Annotated in this window: 15 protein-coding genes; 9 read left to right on the top strand and 6 right to left on the bottom strand. The window is 49.0% G+C overall.

What is annotated here, in order from left to right:
* Positions 1 to 8 precede the first annotated feature (8 nt).
* Entirely contained in the window at positions 9 to 947 is a 939-nt protein-coding gene (locus CXL14_RS19710) for a putative nucleotide-diphospho-sugar transferase (RefSeq protein ID WP_014417153.1), read from the top strand.
* A 29-nt stretch (positions 948 to 976) separates the two neighbouring features.
* On the opposite strand, the gene CXL14_RS19705 is transcribed toward CXL14_RS19710, so the two are convergent.
* Positions 977 to 2206: an MFS transporter gene (locus CXL14_RS19705; RefSeq protein ID WP_014417154.1), complete on the bottom strand. Its 1230-nt coding sequence runs from the start codon at positions 2204 to 2206 to the stop codon at positions 977 to 979.
* 117 nt (positions 2207 to 2323) lie between these two features.
* Positions 2324 to 3709, bottom strand: a complete 1386-nt coding sequence (locus CXL14_RS19700; protein WP_014417155.1) for a branched-chain amino acid transporter BcaP — start codon at positions 3707 to 3709, stop codon at positions 2324 to 2326.
* Between the two features lie 244 nt (positions 3710 to 3953).
* On the opposite strand from CXL14_RS19700, the gene CXL14_RS19695 reads away from it, so the two are divergent.
* The 3 genes from CXL14_RS19695 to CXL14_RS19685 all read left to right on the top strand — a co-directional run bounded on the left by CXL14_RS19695 (position 3954) and on the right by CXL14_RS19685 (position 7308).
* Complete coding sequence (locus tag CXL14_RS19695) at positions 3954 to 5411, top strand: benzaldehyde dehydrogenase (protein ID WP_007408954.1); 1458 nt, start codon at positions 3954 to 3956, stop codon at positions 5409 to 5411.
* 15 nt (positions 5412 to 5426) lie between these two features.
* Entirely contained in the window at positions 5427 to 6281 is an 855-nt protein-coding gene (locus CXL14_RS19690) for a methyl-accepting chemotaxis protein (RefSeq protein ID WP_029973717.1), read from the top strand.
* Between the two features lie 127 nt (positions 6282 to 6408).
* Positions 6409 to 7308 (top strand): SDR family oxidoreductase, encoded by a 900-nt coding sequence (locus CXL14_RS19685; RefSeq protein WP_007408956.1) that lies wholly within the window; start codon positions 6409 to 6411, stop codon positions 7306 to 7308.
* Positions 7309 to 7355: 47 nt separating this feature from the next.
* Here CXL14_RS19685 and CXL14_RS19680 read toward each other — a convergent pair whose 3' ends face one another.
* Positions 7356 to 8423, bottom strand: a complete 1068-nt coding sequence (locus CXL14_RS19680) for a glycosyltransferase (protein WP_101287927.1) — start codon at positions 8421 to 8423, stop codon at positions 7356 to 7358.
* Between the two features lie 158 nt (positions 8424 to 8581).
* Here CXL14_RS19680 and CXL14_RS19675 point away from each other — a divergent pair, with 158 nt between their 5' ends.
* From CXL14_RS19675 to CXL14_RS19665, 3 genes are all read left to right on the top strand, one after another.
* A complete protein-coding gene (locus CXL14_RS19675) occupies positions 8582 to 10471 on the top strand; it encodes an ABC-F family ATP-binding cassette domain-containing protein (RefSeq protein ID WP_101287925.1) in 1890 nt (629 codons plus the stop codon).
* 191 nt (positions 10472 to 10662) lie between these two features.
* Complete coding sequence (locus tag CXL14_RS19670) at positions 10663 to 11085, top strand: MerR family transcriptional regulator (protein ID WP_003155658.1); 423 nt, start codon at positions 10663 to 10665, stop codon at positions 11083 to 11085.
* Positions 11086 to 11148: 63 nt separating this feature from the next.
* Positions 11149 to 12333, top strand: coding sequence for an MFS transporter (locus CXL14_RS19665; RefSeq protein ID WP_007609993.1), 1185 nt, complete (start codon positions 11149 to 11151; stop codon positions 12331 to 12333).
* Between the two features lie 43 nt (positions 12334 to 12376).
* On the opposite strand, the gene CXL14_RS19660 is transcribed toward CXL14_RS19665, so the two are convergent.
* Entirely contained in the window at positions 12377 to 13933 is a 1557-nt protein-coding gene (locus CXL14_RS19660; RefSeq protein ID WP_012117051.1) for an ABC-F family ATP-binding cassette domain-containing protein, read from the bottom strand.
* A 171-nt stretch (positions 13934 to 14104) separates the two neighbouring features.
* On the opposite strand from CXL14_RS19660, the gene CXL14_RS19655 reads away from it, so the two are divergent.
* Complete coding sequence (locus tag CXL14_RS19655) at positions 14105 to 15235, top strand: DEAD/DEAH box helicase (RefSeq protein ID WP_072177526.1); 1131 nt, start codon at positions 14105 to 14107, stop codon at positions 15233 to 15235.
* Positions 15236 to 15306: 71 nt separating this feature from the next.
* On the top strand, positions 15307 to 15753 hold the full coding sequence (locus CXL14_RS19650; protein WP_101287923.1) for a GNAT family N-acetyltransferase: 447 nt from the start codon (positions 15307 to 15309) through the stop codon (positions 15751 to 15753).
* A 54-nt stretch (positions 15754 to 15807) separates the two neighbouring features.
* Here CXL14_RS19650 and CXL14_RS19645 read toward each other — a convergent pair whose 3' ends face one another.
* Together CXL14_RS19645 and CXL14_RS19640 are read right to left on the bottom strand one after the other, a co-directional pair.
* Entirely contained in the window at positions 15808 to 16827 is a 1020-nt protein-coding gene (locus CXL14_RS19645; protein WP_021495142.1) for an NADP-dependent oxidoreductase, read from the bottom strand.
* Between the two features lie 127 nt (positions 16828 to 16954).
* Positions 16955 to 17305 carry a DUF3212 family protein gene (locus CXL14_RS19640; protein ID WP_007610002.1) on the bottom strand — a complete coding sequence of 117 codons (351 nt, stop codon included), beginning with the start codon at positions 17303 to 17305 and terminating at the stop codon, positions 16955 to 16957.
* Between the last annotated feature and the right edge of the window lie 49 nt (positions 17306 to 17354).

Genomic DNA, 17354 nt, shown 5'->3' with positions numbered 1-17354 from the left:
GTGATATGGTGAGTAAATATCATTTTTCAACCATTGTTTCCAGAACGCATATCTTTAAACTGATGCCGATGATTCATTCTCTCCATGAGCATTGCCGGGATTTTCATCTGTATGTGCTGTGTGTCGATCAGAAAGCGTATGAATTGCTTCAGCAGGTGCCGTGGGAACATGTCACGGCGGTTCAGCTCCATGAAATGGAGGACCCGGAGCTGCTTGAAGCAAAGGGCGGCCGGACGTTTCATGAATATTGCTGGACGCTGAAGCCGGCATTTCTGTTCCATGTGATGACAGAGTATGATGAAGCTGAATATTTTGCCCACTTGGACACCGATCTCTTTTTCTTCTCAGATGCGGGCGAGCTGTTTGCGGAAAAGCCGGATGCTTCCCTTTTTCTGACGGATCACCGCAATTCAGAACGGTTTGCGTCTTATTACAAGCTGACAGGGCAGTACAACACCGGGTTTGTCGGCGCGCGGAATACCGGGGAAGCGTATCGGGCGGTCTGGCAGTGGAGACAGGATTGCATCTCCTATTGTACGGTGGAGATGAATGAAGAAAAAAAGACATACGGTGACCAAAGGTATGTTGAAAAGTGGCCCGCGCAGTTTGAACACGTTCATGTCACGGAGTCGATCGGCGCGAATGCGGCGCTGTGGAATATTGAGCAATATGACGTCAGCCTGCGCGACGGGGCTGTATATGTCAATGACACCCCGCTGATTTTTTATCATTTTTCAGGCTTTACGCTCGTCACGGAGAACGAATTCAATCTGTGCTGGTACTATCACATTGATGACGAGGCGACAGTCAATATGATTTACGTGCCGTACATCAAAAACGTGAAAAAATGGATTGATGAAATTCAAAAAGCATTTCCCGATTTCAGAGACGGGTTTATTCCGAAATATGCGGTTCCTGACACCCATTTTTATACGGTTGAAACATAAAATCCCTGCCTTTTCGGCAGGGATTGTTTTTATGAATGCCATTCTTTTAATGTTTTGTCGCTCGGCAGGACAAAGGCGAGCAGACCTAAAACGGGCAGAAAGGCGACGGCTGTCATGGTCGGCGTCAATCCCGCTGAATCAATAAGAGCTCCGAGCGCAACGGCTCCGATCGCGCCCATTCCGAAGGCGAGCCCGACCGTAAGCCCTGACATCGTTCCGATTTTGCCTGGAACAAGCTCCTGCGCGTAGACAACCGTCACGGAGAAGCTGGACATCAGAACAACACCAATCAGCGCCAGTACGCCATAGGCGATGACAGGCCCCGCAAACGGAAGAAAAATCGTCAATGGAGCCGATGCTATCATCGAAACGATGATGACGTTCCGCTTTCCGAAACGGTCTGCAAGCGGCCCGCCGAGAAACGTTCCGACTGCTCCGAAAAATAAAAAGACGAAGATGTAGCTCTGTGCCTGCTGAATGCTGACATGATAGGCATTCATCGCATAGAACGTATAAAAGTTGCCGATCGCGCTCACATACCAGGAGCGCGCGAAAATTAAGAAGATAATCATGATAAGGGCGAGAATAATCGGTTTTGTAATCACGGTCTGCACAGCGGCGGCCGGTGATTTTTTACTTACGGCGCGCAAATGAATAAGGCGGCCTTTATACCATTTGGCGATATAAATGAGAAACAGCACAGCGATTGCGGCGACAAGCGTGAACCAGACAGAGCCGAATTGACCGAGCGGAACGAGAATCAGCGCGGTAATCAAGGGCGCCATCGCCTGGCCGGTATTCCCTCCGACTTGGTAAATCGATTGCGCCAAGCCGCGCTTTTCGCCGGCGGCCATGTAGGCGACACGCGATCCTTCAGGATGAAAGACGGCGGAGCCAAGGCCGATAAAAAAGACACAGCATAAAATCGTCAGAAAAGACGGGGCGAACGCGAGACCTAAAATGCCGAGCATGCTTGCGGTGAGTCCGAGCGGCAAAGCATACGGCATCGGGCGTTTATCCGTATACCAGCCGATGACGGGCTGCATCACGGAAGACACCATATTCAGCGTAAAGGCGATCATTCCGAGCTGCGTAAATGTAAGATTCATGGAACGTTCCAAAATCGGAAACATCGCCGGAATCACCGCTTGCAGTGAATCGTTCAGCAGATGACAGATCCCGATAATGAACAAAATAGAATACATGGTTGTTTCGGGACGATGGACAGGTTTTTCTTTAAGCGGGGCGGCAATTGCCAAAGTGATTCTCCTCCTTTTTATGTAAACGAAGCATACACCATATTATTCATAAGGTGAATGAATTATCAAGTGCAAAAAAGGCTCTTCTTTCTCAAACAGAAAAAAGAGCCTCCCTTTTTATTTATTTAACAAACTGTGTTTTCTCGAATACATCATATAAACGACGATCCCGGCGGCGATCCAGATGACAAAGGCGATCCATGTCACGCCCGGCAGGCTGCTTGCGAGATACAGGCATAAGCATGCGCTGATGATCGGCACAACAGGCACGAAAGGAACACGGAAGGAAGATTTGATCTCCGGATGTTTCTTTCTTAAAACGATGACGGCGATCGCAATGACCGTAAAGGCCGCCAAGGTTCCCATGTTGACGAGATGCGCCAAGGTTCCCAGATCAATAAAACCCGCGATCCCGGCGGCAATGATCCCCGTCACCCATGTGTTTTGAAACGGTGTTTTAAAACGCGGGTGAACCTTGGAAAACATGCGTGGCAAAAGGCCGTCTCTGCTCATCGCAAATGTAAGGCGCACCTGAGCGTAAAGCAGAGCGAGCATGACCGTTGTAATCCCGATAATCGCGCCGACGGAAATAATGCCTGCTATCTTGTTCTGGCCGACAAATTGGAGCGCGAAAGATACCGGATCTCCGACATTCAGCTTGGTGTACGAAAGCATTCCCGTCAGGACGAGCGATACCGTAATGTAAAGGATGGTGCAGATGGCGAGCGCACCGATGATTCCGACCGGCATTGATTTCTGCGGGTTTTTCACTTCTTCCGACGCGTTTGACACGGCATCAAATCCAAGATACGCGAAGAAAACGGTCGCGGCGCTCGTGATGACGCCTTTCATTCCGAACGGCATAAACGGCGACCAGTTTTCCGGTTTCACGTAGCCGAAACCGACGATGATAAACAGCAGAATGATCGCAATTTTCATCAATACAATGACATTGTTAAAGCGGGTGCTTTCTTTCACGCCCCTTGAAACAATCGCGGTAATGACCAAAATAATGATAACGGCCGGCAGGTTGAACACGGCACCCGTTTTGCTGCCGGGTGCGGCGGTCAGCGCCTCCGGAAGATGCAGCCCGAAGCCTGCAAGAAGCGATTGGAAATAGGATGACCAGCCGGTTGCGACGGCGGCGAGCGCGATGACATATTCAAGCATTAAGTCCCATCCGATTAAAAACGCGAGACACTCCCCGAGAGTGACATATGAATACGTATATACGCTGCCTGAAATCGGAATGGAGGAAGAAAATTCCGCATAACAAAACGCGGCGAGCGCGCAGGCAAGACCCGCGAGCACAAACGACAGAATCAAAGCCGGTCCTGCGCCTGTCGCGGCCACAGTCCCGGTAATCACAAAAATCCCCGTTCCGACAACACAGCCGATTCCGAGCAAAACCAAGTCAAAAGCGCTTAACGAGCGGGACAGGCTGGTCTGTTTGCTCTGGGCCTTTAAGTCGGCCAGCGGCTTTTTCCGAAATAGTAAAGACATATGGGTCCTCCTGAAAATTCATAATATTCTTATCATTATATACACTGACGTTTGTATTATATTGTCGAAATTTCTCGCAGTCAATTAAAGAATTTTCCACTTTAAAAGGACAAAGCTAAAAAGCGTCGATGCACGGAAGGAACGGGAATTTTATTGTGAAATAGTTCAATTTTCTCACCTTAAGACCGATACAAAAGATGACTCATCAACTAATTTCAAGTTTCGGTGAAAGGGAGATGTTTACATGTTTCAATATGAAGAACTAAATAAGCAGTTTATCGGCGGCCGATGGAGGGATGGGAGCAGCCGGAACGTATTGGAAAACAGAAATCCTTATACTCAAAAAGTCATCACCTCATTCCAAAAAGCGACGTCTGATGACGTGGATGCGGCATATCGCGCCGCGGCTCTTGCGAAACAAGAATGGGACAAAGTAAACCCTTTTAAAAAGCGGGCCATTTTGGAAAAAGCCGTTTCTTTCATCGAAGAGCACGAAGAAGCGATTATTTACTTAATCATGGAGGAGCTTGGCGGAACACGGCTGAAGGCTGAGTTTGAAATCGGACTTGTCAAAAATATGATAAAAGAAGCCGCAACATTTCCGGTGCGGATGGAAGGGAAAATTCTCCCGTCCACGATTGACGGAAAAGAAAACAGACTGTACAGAATACCCGCCGGAGTCGTGGGAGTCATCAGCCCGTTTAATTTCCCGTTTTTCCTTTCGATGAAATCTGTTGCGCCGGCACTCGGCGCGGGGAACGGCGTCGTGCTGAAGCCTCATGAAGAAACACCGATCTGCGGCGGAACGCTTATCGCGAAAATTTTTGAAGCGGCCGGCGTACCGGACGGGCTGCTGAATGTTATCGTGACGGATATCGGGGAGATCGGCGACAGCTTTGTTGAGCATCCCGTCCCGCGGATTATCTCATTTACAGGTTCAACCGGAGTGGGCAGCTATATCGGACAGCTTGCGGTCAAACACTTTAAAAAACCGCTGTTGGAGCTTGGCGGAAACAGCGCGCTGATCGTGCTTGAGGATGCTGATCTTGAATACGCCGTCAATGCGGCCGTATTCAGCCGGTTTACGCATCAAGGCCAGATCTGTATGTCGGCGAACCGCGTGCTCGTTCACACATCTGTATATGACAAATTTACAGAGCTTTACGAAGCGAAAGTGTCATCGCTGAAAGTCGGCGATCCGATGGACCCTGATACGGTTATCGGTCCTTTAATCAATGAGAGACAGGCGGAAGGTCTGAGACGGTCTGTCGAAAAAGCGATAGAAGAGGGAGCGGTTCCGGTGCTGTCCGGCCGATTCAGCGGAACGGTCGCTGAGCCCGTCATTTTAAAAGATGTGAAACCTGAGATGAGCATCGCGAAGGAGGAGCTGTTCGGACCGGCCGTCTGCATCATGCCGTTTGAAACGGAGGATGAAGCGGTAAGCATCGCAAACGCGACACCGTTCGGTTTAAGCGGAGCCGTGCATACGGCAAACGTTGAGCGCGGCGTTGAGTTTGCTAAGCGGATCGAAACAGGCATGATTCACGTCAACGATACGACCATTAATGATGAACCGAACGTCGCGTTCGGCGGCGAGAAGCAATCAGGTCTCGGCAGGCTGAACGGCGAATGGAGCCTTGAAGAATTCACCACGCTGAAATGGATTTCGGTTCAGCATGAAAAACGGCAATTCCCATATTAAGAAGGAGTGAAAGAAATGAGTATACAGACGGAGCAGCACACGCACAGCCTGCTTGACGCTTTTGTCAAAGTTGCGCCTTTTTTAAACAGCCTGATCCAAGATGACATCACCATCGGAATTTATGATACAGAAAAATTAATCGTGAATATTCCGGCTAAAACGTTTTCTCTTAACGTAAAGCCGGGGGACCCGCTGCAAAAAGGGGACATCATTACAGACGCGATCCGCATGAATCAGAAGAAGACAAGCATGGTGCCGAAAGAGCTGTTCGGATTTCCGCTGATCGCCAGAGCGATTCCGCTTCACGATGAAAACGGAAAAGTCATCGGCGGCGTCGGTCTCGGCACGAGCCTTGAAAAATCAGCCAAGCTTCATGATGTCGCTGAAAGCCTGTCCGCCGTCGTGGAACAGACCGCTTCGGCCATCGCGGATATCTCAGAATCCATCAACGGTTTCTCAGCACAGATGACCGGGATTTCCGCTCAGGCGAAACAAGTCAGTGAAAGCGCGGGAGAAATCGCCGACATTTCCGTCACTGTCAAGGGCATCTCGGATCAAAGCAATCTGCTCGGTTTGAATGCGGCCATTGAAGCCGCGAGAGCAGGAGAATCCGGCAAGGGCTTTTCCGTGGTGGCGGATGAGATCCGCAAGCTTGCCACTCATTCAAAAGACAATGTCGGCCAAATTGACCAGATTACGAAAAAAATCCACAGCCTGCTGAAAGGGCTGGAGGACTCAATTGAATCCATCAACCAGAACACGGACGGCCAAGCGGCGGCGGTTGAACAAATTTCTGCCACGATGCAGGAAATTTCGGGAAGCGCCCAGCATTTAGCGAAAATGGCTGAAAACGTACTCGGAGAGTCATAAAAAAGGGAGCTTACGGGCTCCTTTTTTGTTTTCCCTTTATCAATCGGAAACTGCACTTACACGTTTGATCCGTCATGCTCAGGGGTACACATACGAATACATCACCAATGATAAAGGAGAGTCTTGTATGTCTGATGCAAATCTGCACAACCCGCTGACGAAATATGATCATGATGAATTTCCAAAACAATATCAAGAACCGCCCGGTTTGCAAAAAGAGATGAAGCCTGTGCCGGACTGCGGTGAAACAAGCTATAAAGGAGCCGGCAAGCTGAAGGGAAGAAAAGCCCTCGTCACCGGCGGCGATTCAGGTATCGGCCGGGCCGCCGCGATTGCTTATGCCCGGGAAGGGGCGGATGTGGCCATTAACTATCTGCCTGAGGAACAGCCGGATGCCGAAGAAGTGAAAGCGTTAATTGAAAAAGAGGGAAGAAAAGCCGTTCTGCTGCCGGGAGATTTAAGCGATGAAGCGTTTTGCGGAGAATTGGCGGAAAAAGCGTATCAAGAGCTTGGCGGTCTTGACACGCTCGCTCTTGTCGCCGGCAAACAGCAGGCAGTGGATGATATCAGCGATCTTGCCACAGAACAAATCTATCAAACATTTGAAGTCAACGTATTCTCGCTGTATTGGCTCGTCAAAGCCGCGCTTCCGTATCTGCCGGAAGGCGCGTCTATTATCACGACAACGTCCGTAGAAGGGTATAATCCAAGCCCGATGCTGTTGGATTATGCCGCGACGAAACATGCCATTATCGGTTTTACCGTCGGCTTAGGAAAGCAGCTGGCGAATAAAGGAATCAGAGTCAACTCGGTAGCGCCGGGGCCAATCTGGACGCCGCTGCAGATTTCGGGAGGACAGCCCGGTGAAAACATTCCGAAATTCGGCAAGGAAACACCGGCCGTTCCATTAAAGCGCGCCGGACAGCCGGCGGAGCTAGCAGGGATTTATGTCTTTTTGGCCTCAGAAGAATCGAGCTATGTGACATCCCAGATTTACAGTGTAAGCGGAGGAATTCCGACAGCGTAATCAATAAGGAGCTGCCCTTCATACGGGGGCAGCTCTATTTTTTGATGTTATGTGCCGAGCACGTTTTGATTATACAGGACACTCGGATGTGACGGATGATAGGAGGCGGCTTTGTCGTTATGAATCTTCGCTTTTTCTCTGTCGCCGAGCTGCCAGTGGCAGACGCAGAGCTGCAGATGGGGATACCAGGTGGAATATTCGAGCTGGGTAAAGCCTGCATCACTGCTTTTGGCGGATAGGGCGAGCTCATACCAAAACACGCCCTGCCGGTATTGCCGTTTCTCCGCAAAATAGTCGCCGAGCCTGCAGCAGAACTCCGGCCGCGGACAATCGATCAGAAATGATTTTAAGAGAGATGTCATGGCGGCCTCTTCATGGCCGACCGCCCTGTAGCAATCGGATAGATATTGGCATGTTCTGATCTCGTCTTCGATCCAGCACTGTTTTGTGGAAAGAAAATGGTGATAATACGTGATGGCGCGCTGATACTGGCCGTGATCCTTTAATTCATTCGCGAAGTAAAACAAATCGCGCGGTGTCATCGTTTCACTGTTTTCCGCCATTTTCTCATAAATCTTCAAGTTGCGGTCTGAGGGAGGCGAGTGCTTTTTCTCGGATTTCCGGTGTGTGACGGCAATATCGGTTTCTATGATGTTTCCGTATACTTCAAGATACTCATGCACGGCTCCGATCCAGCGGAACCCTTTTTCACGCTTGACGAGTCGGTTGCGGCGGTATCTGAAGCTGACCTCTCCCCGAGCATCAAAGCCGACGTGATAATACATGGATACCGCGTCCACCTCTTTTGAAAGCGACGCCTTCAGTTCAATCAGCTTTTCACGGTCCTTTTCCGTCAGTATATCGTCGGCGTCCAGCCACAGAATATAATCCATTTCCGCTTTCGAAAACACAAAATTACGGACGGCCGCAAAGTGATCGATCCATTCAAAATCATAAATCTTATCCGTATAACGGGCCGCGATTTCTTTCGTCCGGTCGGTCGAGCCCGTATCAGCAATCACAATTTCATCCGCAATGTCTTTGACGGAATCAAGACAGCCCGCAAGCACTTCCTCTTCATTTTTCACGATAACGCACAAACTGACGCTGATCATGTCATCACCTCTTCACCTCCAGTGTATAAAAGGAGAGGCGGAAACATTCTTCGGACAAAATGATCTCTTCCAAGAAATTTGTCTGTCCTTTTACTAGTTTTATTCCAGCGCCTGATTTAAAATGAACACATGAACTTACGTGAGGATTGATAGGGACCATGAGCATCATAAAAGCGGAAAACCTTTATAAAACATACGGAGATAAGACATTATTCGACCATATCTCCTTTCATATTGAAGAGAATGAAAGAATCGGTTTAATCGGCCCGAACGGAACGGGGAAGTCTACGCTTCTGAAAACCATTGCCGGCCTTGAATCAACGGAGGAAGGCGAGATTACGGCCTCAGGAAACGTGCATATTGAGTTTTTGCATCAGGACCCTGAGCTTCCGGCCGGACAAACCGTACTTGAGCATATTTATTCCGGCGGATCAGCCGTCATGAGAACGATGAGAGAATACGAAAAAGCGCTTCAGGCGCTGAATGAAGAACCGGAAAATGACCAGCGCCAGAAACAGCTGCTTGATGCGCAGGCCCGAATGGACGCGAATGATGCGTGGGAGGCGAATACGTTAGCCAAAACGGTTTTAACCAAACTTGGCGTCACCGATCTGATGAAGGATGTCAGCGAGCTGTCCGGCGGCCAGAGAAAGCGCGTCGCGATTGCGAAAAACGTCATCCAGCCGGCTGACCTGCTCATTTTGGATGAACCGACAAACCACTTGGACAATGAAACGATTGAATGGCTGGAAGGCTACTTATCGCAATATCCGGGCGCCGTTATGCTTGTCACGCACGACAGATATTTTCTGAACAGGGTGACGAACAGAATTTACGAGCTTGAGAGAGGCAGCCTTTATACGTATAAAGGAAACTATGAAGTATTCCTGGAAAAACGGGCCGAACGGGAAGCGCTGGCGGAGCAGAAAGAAACAAAACGTCAAAACCTCCTGCGCCGCGAATTGGCGTGGCTCAGAAGAGGGGCGAAAGCGCGCTCGACGAAACAAAAAGCGAGAGTGGACAGAGCGGAGGCGCTCAAGGAGCAAAAAGGGCCGGCAGTCTCCGGATCACTCGATTTCGCGATCGGCTCCCACCGTCTCGGAAAACAGGTGATCGAAGCCGATAACGTCACCATTACCTATAACGGCCAAGCGCTGATCAGCCGGTTTAATGAGCTTGTCATCCCGGGGGAACGAATCGGCATCATCGGGCCGAACGGAATCGGGAAAACGACACTTTTAAACAGCCTCGCCGGCAGAATTCAGCCTGACAGCGGCAATATCACCATCGGGCAGACGGTCCGGATCGGCTACTACACCCAGGATCACAGCGAAATGAACGGTGATATGAAAGTCATTGAATATATAAAAGAGACGGCTGAAATCGTCAAAACGGCGGAAGGCGATGTCATCACCGCGGAACAAATGCTTGAGCGTTTTCTGTTCCCGCGTCCGATGCAGCAGACGTATATCAGAAAGCTGTCGGGCGGGGAAAAGCGCCGTCTGTACTTGCTGAATGTACTGATGCAGGAACCGAATGTGCTGTTTTTAGATGAGCCGACCAATGATCTGGACACGGAAACATTAAGCGTGCTCGAAGATTATATCGAACAGTTCCCAGGCGTCGTCATCACCGTATCCCATGACCGCTATTTCCTTGACCGCGTCATTGACCGCCTGATCGTATTTGAAGGACAAGGTGTCATTTCCCGTTTCCAAGGTTCGTACAGTGAATACATGGAACACGCAAAAGCGAAGAAGACGGCGGTAAAACAGCCGGCCGAAGAGAAAAAGGCGGAAGAAGAGCCGAAGAAAAAGCGCAAAAAGCTTTCATATAAGGATCAGATCGAATGGGACGGCATCGAAGACAAAATCGCCGGCCTTGAAGAAAAGCATCAGCGTCTGGAAGCGGAAATCGCTGAAGCGGGAAGTGATTTCGGAAAGATTCAAGAACTGATGGCCGAACAGGCAAAAACGGCTGAAGAGCTTGAATCGGCGATGGAGCGCTGGACCGAACTGTCACTGATGATTGAAGAACTTGAGAATTAAGAAAAGCCGGTACGGCCCCCGAGAAGATGGCGGGTCATACCGGCTTTTTTTATCTTGCACAGATGTCTCCCGGCGCTTTAAAGACAAACGTTTTGTCCAAGCAAAGTTTATCAGGCGTAAAAAAGTTTACGTTTACGTTAAGGTTCAAATGGTGTATAATAGAAACAGATACGACAAGAGGGGGATTCACCTTGGAATGGATGAAGATTGATCAAGTTGCCAAGCGAAGCGGATTGACAAAACGAACCATTCGTTTTTACGAGGAGATTGGTTTGATTCCTGCTCCTAAACGGACAGAAGGCGGCGTCCGGCTTTACTCTGAAGATGATATGGAGGAGCTCGAAAAAGTCACCAGCACAAAAGAAGTGCTCGGTTTTTCCCTTCAGGAGCTTCAGCAGTTTATGGAGATGAGCCGTCAGCTGGAATTAAACAAAGAGGGGTACTTGTTGTCACTGGATCCGAAGGAACGGAAAGAAAAGCTGGAAGAGATTCAGCACGCTTTGAACCACCAGCTTGAGATGATTGATGAGAAGATCAGCACATTTCAGCATTTTAAAACGCGCCTTAACGGAATGAAAGAAAAAGCTGACCGCGCCATTCAATCAATCGAATGATTTTGCTGTAAACGCTATGGATATAGCGTTTCTTTTAATGGATGAAACAGGAGGTTTGGTCAAATGGATACATCATCACAACAGAAAACAGGCCTATTCAGCCAGCCGAAAGCCGTTTGGGCGGTTGCGTTTGCCTGTGTGATTTCCTTTATGGGAATCGGTCTTGTCGATCCGATTCTTCCGGCGATCGCCGCACAATTACATGCTTCACCTAGTGAAGTATCTCTGTTATTTACAAGTTATTTGCTCGTTACCGGTTTTATGATGTTTTTCTCCGGCGCGATTTCAAGCCGGATCGGCGCAAAATGGACGCTGCTTCTCGGACTTATTTTTATCATCGTGTTTGCCGCTCTCGGCGGAAGCTCAAGTTCAATCGCTCAGCTTGTCGGCTATCGCGGCGGCTGGGGGCTTGGGAATGCTCTCTTTATTTCAACCGCGCTTGCCGTCATTGTCGGGGTATCTGTCGGCGGCAGCGCCAAAGCCATTATTTTGTATGAGGCTGCACTCGGCTTGGGGATTTCCGTCGGGCCGCTTGCAGGCGGAGAGCTTGGCAGCATTTCATGGCGCGCTCCGTTCTTCGGAGTGTCTGTCCTCATGTTCATAGCGCTTTGCGCGATTTCACTCATGCTGCCGAAGCTGCCGAAACCGGCAAAACGCGTCGGTGTGTTTGATGCGATGAAGGCGCTCAAATATAAAGGCCTTTTGACAATGGCAGTATCTGCATTCTTATACAACTTTGGATTTTTTATTTTGCTTGCTTATTCTCCGTTCGTGCTGGATTTAGATGAACACGGCCTTGGATACGTCTTCTTCGGCTGGGGGTTATTGCTGGCAATTACGTCAGTCTTTACGGCGCCGCTTGTGCACAAAGCGCTGGGAACAGTGCGTTCGCTCGTCGTTCTCTTTATCGCCTTTGCGGTCATTCTCATCGTCATGGGGATCTGGACTGACCATCAGACGTTGATCATTACGTGTATCGTTGTCGCCGGTGCTGTTCTCGGTATGGTGAATACGATCATGACAACCGCTGTAATGGGTTCTGCGCCGGTTGAACGTTCAATCGCGTCTTCAGCCTACAGCTCAGTCCGTTTTATCGGCGGTGCGCTCGCTCCGTGGATTGCGGGAATGCTGTCAGAACACTTCACTGCAAGCACACCATATACAGTAGGCGGGATCGTCGTTTTTGTCGGCATGCTTGTCCTTCTCATGGGACGCAAACATCTCGCCGGAATAAAAGCCGGACATTAAGAAAAAAAGGAACTTCCGCTCAGGCGGGAGTTCCTTTTTGTGTTTACAGCACTTTCGTCGTCCAAGATTCACAATTCCATGTTTCCGTCGCGATATCCATGTAGAACTCGGGTTCGTGGGAAATCAGCAGAATGGAGCCTTTGTATTCTTTCAGCGCGCGTTTCAGCTCTTCTTTCGCATCGACATCCAGGTGGTTTGTCGGTTCGTCAAGCACGAGCAGGTTTGTTTCTGAATTGATCAGCTTGCACAGTCTGACCTTCGCTTTTTCTCCTCCGCTGAGAACGGAGACGCGGCTTTCAATGTGTTTGGTCGTCAGGCCGCATTTGGCGAGGGCGGCGCGGATTTCGTACTGGGTAAAGGAAGGAAATTCGCTCCACACTTCTTCGATGCACGTATTGTTATTGGTTTCTTTCACTTCCTGCTCGAAATAGCCCGTGTATTGATGCTCGCCCCGTTCCACCGTGCCTTCCAGCGGCTGGATTTCACCGAGCAGGCTTTTTAACAGCGTCGTTTTCCCGATGCCGTTTGCGCCGTACAGGGCGACTTTCTGTCCGCGCTCCATTCTGAGATTGAGCGGGCGTGACAGCGGAGTATCGTAGCCGATGACTAAGTCCTTCGTTTCAAAAATGAGCTTGCCTGACGTTCTCGCAGGCTTGAAATGGAATTCCGGTTTCGGTTTTTCAGCCGCCAGTTCGATCATATCCATCTTATCAAGCTTTTTCTGGCGGGACATCGCCATATTTCTCGTGCTGACGCGCGCTTTGTTGCGGGCGACGAAATCTTTCAGCTCAGCGACTTCCTGCTGCTGTTTTTTATAGGCGGCTTCGAGCTGCTGTTTTTTCACTTCGTATACTTCCATGAATTGATGATAATCACCGACATAACGCGTCAGCTCCTGATTTTCCACATGATAAATCAAATTGATCACGCTGTTTAAAAACGGAATGTCGTGAGAAATTAAGATGAACGCATTTTCATATTCCTGCAAATAGCGTTTCAGCCATTCAATATGCTGCTCATCAAGGTAGTTCGTCGGTTCGTCCAACAGAAGGATTTCCGGTTTTTCCAAAAGCAGTTTGGCGAGCAGCACTTTCGTCCGCTGTCCGCCGCTTAAATCTGTGACGTCGCGGTCAAGGCCGACATCCTGCAGGCCGAGGCCGCGGGCGATTTCTTCAACTTTGCTGTCAATCACGTAGAAATCATTGTTTGTCAGGGCGTCTTGAATGACACCGACATCTTCAAGCAGCTGCTCAAGCTCATCAGGGTCCGCTTCGCCCATTTTGTTGTAAATCTCATTCATTTCCTCTTCCATCGCAAATAAGTAATGGAACGCATCTTTCAGCACGTCGCGGATCGTTTTTCCTTTTTCAAGCACGGTATGCTGATCGAGGTAGCCGACGCGCACGTTTTTCGCCCATTCAACCTTACCCTCATCAGGCTCAAGCTTTCCGGTAATAATATTCATAAACGTTGATTTACCTTCGCCGTTTGCTCCGATTAAGCCGACGTGTTCCCCTTTTAAAAGACGGAACGATACATTGTTAAAAAGCGCACGGTCACCAAAGCCGTGGCTTAAATCTTTTACGGATAAAATACTCATCATTACACCTCTATCGTTATCAGACACGCTTTTTTTATCATGTGTCTTTCTCATTTATGATTATAAAGGAGGAGACCGTTTGTTAAAAGGCTTGGAAGGAAAAAGAAAATTGCGTTTGGCGCGTGCATTTGAGATACTATGGAGTAGATTTTAAGAATTGAGGAGAACGACATGACCCAAACATGGCCATTTTTACAGCATACACAACCATTTATCGCCGAAAACTGGGAGGCCTCAGGTTTTCAGGAGCCGACCGTCATTCAGGAAAAAGCCGCTCAGGTGATCATGGAAGGGAAAGACGTCATCGCCGAATCCCCGACGGGAACGGGAAAAACATTGGCGTACACGCTTCCGGTTCTGGAGCGGATCAACCCGGAACAGAAACATCCGCAAGTGATCATTTTAGCGCCGTCCCGCGAGCTGGTGATGCAGATTTTCCAAGTGATTCAGGAGTGGAAAAAAGGCTCTGATCTTCGCGCTTTGTCTTTGATCGGCGGAGCAAACGTGAAAAAGCAGGTGGAAAAGCTCAAAAATAAACCGCATATCATTGCGGGCACACCGGGCAGGGTGCTCGAATTGATTCAGGCGAAAAAGCTGAAAATGCATGAAGTCAAGACGATCGTTCTTGATGAAGCGGATCAGCTCGTGACAAAGGAACACCGCGAAACGATGAAAAAAATCATTAAAACGACGCTGAAAGACCGACAGCTTTTAAGCTTTTCCGCTACGTTGCAGCCGGAAACAGAACAGGTGCTGAATACCATCGCACACGAACCGGCCGTTTTGAAAGTGGAGCGGAATACGGCGGAAAAAGCGCGCGTCACGCATCAATATCTCGTCTGCGATCAGCGGGATAAAGTGAAGCTATTGCAAAAGCTGTCACGGCTGAACGGCATGCAGGCGCTCGTGTTCGTAAGAGATATCGGAAATTTAAGCGTCTATGCGGAAAAACTCGCCTATCATCACGTGGATCTCGGCATCCTGCATGGAGAAGCGAAAAAAATGGAGCGGGCAAAGATATTATCAGCGTTTGAACGGGGAGAATTTCCGCTGCTTCTGGCGACTGACATTGCGGCGCGCGGACTTGATATCGATGATCTTCCGTACGTCATTCACGCGGACATACCGAATGAAGACGGATATATCCACAGATCCGGCCGGACGGGCCGGGCCGGTAAAGAAGGAACCGTACTCAGCCTTGTCACGCCGATGGAAGAATCCAAATTGAAAAAAATGGCCAAATCACTCGGAATTGAGCTGAAAGAGGCCGTTTATTCAGGCGGAAAACTATCTGAGAAATAAGAAACGGAGGGCGGGAAGCCCTTCTTTTTTTGTTGTAAAATAATAGAAAAGGTTCAAGCGGGGGCGGGAAGATGGTTTCAATAGACAGATGTCAAATATTGAAGGAACCCGAACTGAAAATACTTGAACACTGGTTTAAGAACGATAATATCAAACGGAGAATGGATACGATGCTGCCATTAGACGCGTGGTATGCACGATTGAATAAAGATAAAGACGATACTGTCATTATGGCATATGACGGGGAGTGTCCGGCAGGCATGGCCTCTATAGAGTTTGTGGAGGAACGGGCGTATATCGGGTTGATCGTCAATCCTTTATACCAGCTTCAAGGGTACGGAAAACAGATCTTGCAAAAACTGCTGACTGACCCTGGGTTTACCAGCGTGCGGGAATGGGCGGCAAGCATCGAAAAAGACAATCAAATCAGTTTAGCCTGCTTTCAAGCAGCGGGATTCACTTTGGAAGATACGGAGCCTGATGAAGACGGCTTTCTTACTTTGATTCTTCGCGGCTGATCCCAAATAAACAGAAAAGGAGGGGACAAAGCCCTCCTTTTTTTCATCATCATGTTAACTTAGATCACTGACTTTGATGATCTGTTTGCCTTTATTTTCTCCTTTAAACAGGCCGAGGAACGCGTCAGGAATATTGCTGAATCCTTCCGTAATCGTTTCTTCATAATGAAGCTTTCCGTCCTTAAGCCATTCGGCCAATTGTTTCGCACCTTCGGAAAAGCGGTCAGCATAATCACTGACGATGAATCCCTGCATCAGCGCTTTTGTTTTGATCAGCTTCGGCTGGACGCGGGGGCCCATGTCTTCTTCTTCACTTTCGGTATTGTACGATGAGATCGCTCCGCATACCGGAATGCGGGCGAATTCATTCAGCAGGTTTATCACCGCATCTGAAATCGGTCCGCCGACATTGTCAAAATAGACATCGACGCCGTCAGGACATGCCTGTTCCAGCGCTTTTTGAATATCATCCGCCGTTTTGTAATTAATGGCTTCATCAAATTGAAGCTCCTCTTTCAAATACGCGATTTTTTCATCAGATCCGGCGATGCCGACAACCCGCGCGCCTTTGATTTTGGCAATCTGTCCGACTGTTGAGCCGACGGCGCCCGCCGCGCCTGAAACGACGACGGTTTCGCCTTTTTTCGGACGGCCGATGTCGAGCAGCCCGAAGTAAGCGGTCAGTCCGGTCATCCCTAAAATGCCGAGATACGCCTGGGCAGGTGCGATATCCGTATCCAACTTGCGGAGGGCGGACTCATTGACGGCTGAATATTCCTGCCACGCGAGATTTCCGATCACAACATCTCCTTTTTTCAGCTTATCGCCGTCTGTCAGAACCTCGGCAATCACTCCGCCTGTTATGGCTTCATCTAAAGCGAAGGGCTCTACATATGATTTTGTATCCTGCATCCGTCCGCGCATGTACGGATCAACGGACACATAACTCGTTTTCACAAGCACTTCGCCGTCTTTCGGTTCGGGCACGGCAATCGTTTCAAAGCGGAAATCGTCATGGGCGGGAACGCCTTTGGGGCGTCTTGCCAATTGAATTTGCTGCTGATTATTCGGCATACTGAATCCTCCTTCAAGATAAGTGGTTGTTCCAAATGTAACACGAACCATTTCCCGATTACAAAATCAAACCGTCAGCGGTCATAAAAAAAGAAGGGCCCTGGCCCTTCTTTCCTTATATGCATATTTAATAGAATAACCGGTACACATCGGTGTTTTTCTCATGTTCCAAATATTCATAGGCATTCGTTTTTGAAGAATGAAGCATGTCAGCGGTAACGACGGGCTGAAGCGCGGTCAGATAAGAACCCAGCCTATTTTCAATTTCTTTCGGCAGAACGGATTCGATATCACCGATATTGATAATGATAGAGAAAACGAAATCGATATTAATATGAAAAGTATCTTCAGCAAAGGCCGTAAGCTCTTTTATTCCATCCGGGCAGCGGGTATGCCGGCGGAATACCTGCTTCACTAAATCACTGACAACCCAAGCGTTAAATCGCTGTTCCGGTGAAAAGTAATGAATAGGAACCACCTCCCTGCTTAATCGGCTCATGAAGATTTTTATTTTTCTGATAAAAGTA

Source organism: Bacillus sp. SJ-10, assembly GCF_002843505.1.
In the GTDB taxonomy this organism is placed as follows: Bacteria; Bacillota; Bacilli; order Bacillales; family Bacillaceae; genus Bacillus; species Bacillus velezensis.
Note: the sequence above shows the minus strand (reverse complement) of the source record. Positions and strands in the feature narration are given on the sequence as shown.

Excerpts from the sequence above, each read along its gene's own strand:
- CXL14_RS19700 (WP_014417155.1), bottom strand. The coding sequence starts at position 3,709 with ATGTCTTTACTATTTCGGAAAAAGCCGCTGGCCGACTTAAAGGCCCAG.
- CXL14_RS19695 (WP_007408954.1), top strand. The coding sequence starts at position 3,954 with ATGTTTCAATATGAAGAACTAAATAAGCAGTTTATCGGCGGCCGATGG.
- CXL14_RS19690 (WP_029973717.1), top strand. The coding sequence starts at position 5,427 with ATGAGTATACAGACGGAGCAGCACACGCACAGCCTGCTTGACGCTTTT.
- CXL14_RS19685 (WP_007408956.1), top strand. The coding sequence starts at position 6,409 with ATGTCTGATGCAAATCTGCACAACCCGCTGACGAAATATGATCATGAT.
- CXL14_RS19680 (WP_101287927.1), bottom strand. The coding sequence starts at position 8,423 with ATGATCAGCGTCAGTTTGTGCGTTATCGTGAAAAATGAAGAGGAAGTG.
- CXL14_RS19675 (WP_101287925.1), top strand. The coding sequence starts at position 8,582 with ATGAGCATCATAAAAGCGGAAAACCTTTATAAAACATACGGAGATAAG.
- CXL14_RS19665 (WP_007609993.1), top strand. The coding sequence starts at position 11,149 with ATGGATACATCATCACAACAGAAAACAGGCCTATTCAGCCAGCCGAAA.
- CXL14_RS19660 (WP_012117051.1), bottom strand. The coding sequence starts at position 13,933 with ATGAGTATTTTATCCGTAAAAGATTTAAGCCACGGCTTTGGTGACCGT.
- CXL14_RS19655 (WP_072177526.1), top strand. The coding sequence starts at position 14,105 with ATGACCCAAACATGGCCATTTTTACAGCATACACAACCATTTATCGCC.
- CXL14_RS19650 (WP_101287923.1), top strand. The coding sequence starts at position 15,307 with ATGGTTTCAATAGACAGATGTCAAATATTGAAGGAACCCGAACTGAAA.
- CXL14_RS19645 (WP_021495142.1), bottom strand. The coding sequence starts at position 16,827 with ATGCCGAATAATCAGCAGCAAATTCAATTGGCAAGACGCCCCAAAGGC.